The following is a 2,780-nucleotide window of genomic DNA, read 5'->3' as shown; positions in this document are numbered from 1 at the left end:
CTGGCGGGGTTCGGGCATCAGGATGTGCCGTTCGAGCGGTTGGTGGAGGAACTGGCACCGGCCCGGTCCCTGGCCCGGCATCCCCTCTTCCAGGTAGTCCTCACCAAGCTGAACGCCACGTCCGGCAAGGAAACGGGTGAAGCGACACTGACCCTGCCCGGCATCCGGTCCACGCAGCTCTTCCTGGGCAAGCCCTCCGCGAAGTTCGACCTCGACGTGATGGTCGAGGAGGAGTTCGACGCAGAGGGCGACCCCGCCGGGGTGCGAGGTGCTGTCACCGTCGCCGCGGACCTCTTCGACGCGACCACGGCCGGGCGGCTGGCGGAGCGGTTCATCCACGTCCTGTCCGAGCTGACCGAGGACACACAGGCCCGAGTGGGCGCGGTGGATGTCGTCTTGCCGGCTGAGCGTCGGCGGGTGGTGGTGGAGTGGAACGACACGGTGGTGGATTTGCCGTGGATGTCGGTGTTGGGGTTGTTCGAGGGGCAGGTGGTGCGGTCGCCGGGTGGGGTGGCGGTGGTGCAGGGGGATGAGTCGGTGTCGTTCGGGGAGTTGGAGGCGCGGGCGAACCGGCTGGCGCACTATCTGCGGGCGCAGGGTGTGGGTGCGGAGTCGGTGGTGGGTCTGTGTCTGCCGCGGGGCGTGAAGATGCTCGCGGGCATGCTGGCGGTGTGGAAGGCGGGGGCTGCCTATGTGCCGGTGGATGTGGGTCAGCCGGCGGAGCGGGTGGCGTTCGTCCTGCGTGACAGTGGTGCGGTGCTGACACTCACGACGGAGGAGATCCTGGAGGATCTTCCGGCGGGACGTCATCGTCTGGTCGCCGTCGATGACACGCTCACGGCGATGCAGTTGGCCGCCTTCCCGGAGACTGCACCGGGGGTGGAGATTCTGCCGGGGCAGGTGGCGTATGTGGTCTACACGTCGGGTTCGACGGGGCGCGCGAAGGGCGTCGCGGTCACCCACGCAGGATTGGCGAACTACGTCACCTCGGTGCCTGAGCGGGTGGGCTTTGGTGGTGGGGGCCGGTATGCGGTGGTGCAGGGTCAGGCGACCGACCTGGCGAACACGACCGTCTTCGCGAGCCTGACCGGTGGGGGTGAACTGCACTTCATCGATGAGGAGTCGGTGACCGACCCGGTCGCGGTCGCGGCCTACCTCACGGAGCAGGGGATCGACTGCCTGAAGGCGGTGCCCTCGCATGTGGCGGCGTTGGGTGCGGCGTCGGTGGCCTCGGTGCGGTCTGTGGTTCTGGGTGGTGAGGCGGCTTCCGCCGAGCTGGTGGGTGAGCTGCTGGCATCGGCCGGTGACCGGGCGGTGTTCAACCATTACGGGCCGACGGAGACCACGGTCGGTGTGGCTACCACGCGGCTGACCGTGCGGGATGTGGCGTCCGGGGTGATCCCGGTGGGTTCCCCGGTGGCCAACACACAGACCTACGTCCTGGACGAGTGGCTCCGCCCCGTTCCGGTGGGTGTGGTGGGTGAGTTGTATGTGGCCGGTGCGCAGGTGGCGCGCGGGTATGTCGGCCGGTCGGGGCTGACGGCGGAGCGGTTCGTTGCGTGTCCCTTCGGTACATCCGGTGAGCGGATGTATCGCACGGGGGACCGCGCTCGGTGGACGGTCGATGGGCGGCTGGTGTTCGCGGGGCGTGCGGATGAGCAGGTGAAGATCCGCGGCTTCCGCGTGGAGCCCGGCGAGGTCCAGGCAGTCGTAGCCGCCCACCCGCTGGTCACCCAGGCCGCAGTCGTCGCCCGCGAGGACACCCCGGGCGATGTCCGACTCGTGGCCTACGTCGTCACCGGCGAGGCCGACGATACGGACACTGCTGAACTCAGCGTGACGGTGAAGGAGTTCGTGGCCGCGCGTCTGCCGGAGTACATGGTCCCCTCTGCGGTGGTGGTCCTCGATGCCCTGCCGCTGACCGGTAACGGGAAGCTGGACCGCAAGGCGCTGCCCAGCCCCGAATACGCGGCGGCGACGGCCGATTCGGACCGGGCTCCGGTCTCCTTGCAGGAGGAGATCCTGTGCCAGGCCTTCGCCCAGGTCCTGGGCCTGCCCGCGGTCGGCGTGAATGACGACTTCTTCGCGCTGGGCGGGCACTCACTGCTGGCGACCAGACTGGTGAGCCGGTTGCGGACCCTGCTCGGCGTGGAAGTGGGGATCCGCGAACTCTTCGAGGCACCCACAGTGGCAGGGTTGGCCGCCCGGCTGGCAGAAGCGGACGAGGCGCGCGCAGCCCTGGTACCGATGGGCCGCCCGGAACGGGTGCCCCTGTCGTACGGGCAGCGCCGGCTCTGGTTCATCGGCCAGTTGGAGGGGCCGAGCCAGACGTACAACAGCCCGGTGGCGCTGCGGCTCACCGGGCGGCTCGACACACGGGCTCTGGCCGACGCGCTGCGGGACGTCATTTCGCGCCATGAATCCCTGCGCACGGTCTTCCGAGTCGTGGACGGCGAGCCGTACCAGAATGTTCTCGGAGTGGACGAGGTCGAGTGGGAGCTGCCTGCCGTCCGGCTCGACTCCTCCGAGCTGTCGGCCACACTCGCGCGGATCTCTTCGTACGCCTTCGACCTCGCGGCCGAGGCTCCGTTGAAGGCGTGGTTGTTCGAGACCGGTACCGAGGAGCACGTACTCGCCTTGGTGGTGCACCACATCGCGGGCGACGGTTGGTCGACCCGCCCCCTGGCGCGGGATGTGTCGGTGGCGTACGCGGCGCGGTGTGAGGGTCGGGCGCCGGGGTGGGGTGTGTTGCCGGTGCAGTACGCGGATTATGCGTTGTG

Annotated in this window: 1 protein-coding gene; it reads left to right on the top strand. The window is 69.2% G+C overall.

Annotated elements, in window-relative coordinates; genetic code table 11:
* Positions 1 to 2,780, top strand: a 2,780-nt coding sequence (locus ACGFY9_RS48865; RefSeq protein WP_393765662.1) for an amino acid adenylation domain-containing protein, incomplete at both ends; no start/stop codon positions are given.

The sequence above is a fragment of the Streptomyces sp. NPDC048504 genome (genome assembly GCF_043200035.1).
Lineage (GTDB): Bacteria > Actinomycetota > Actinomycetes > Streptomycetales > Streptomycetaceae > Streptomyces.
This window is presented reverse-complemented; position numbering and strand designations above follow the sequence as displayed.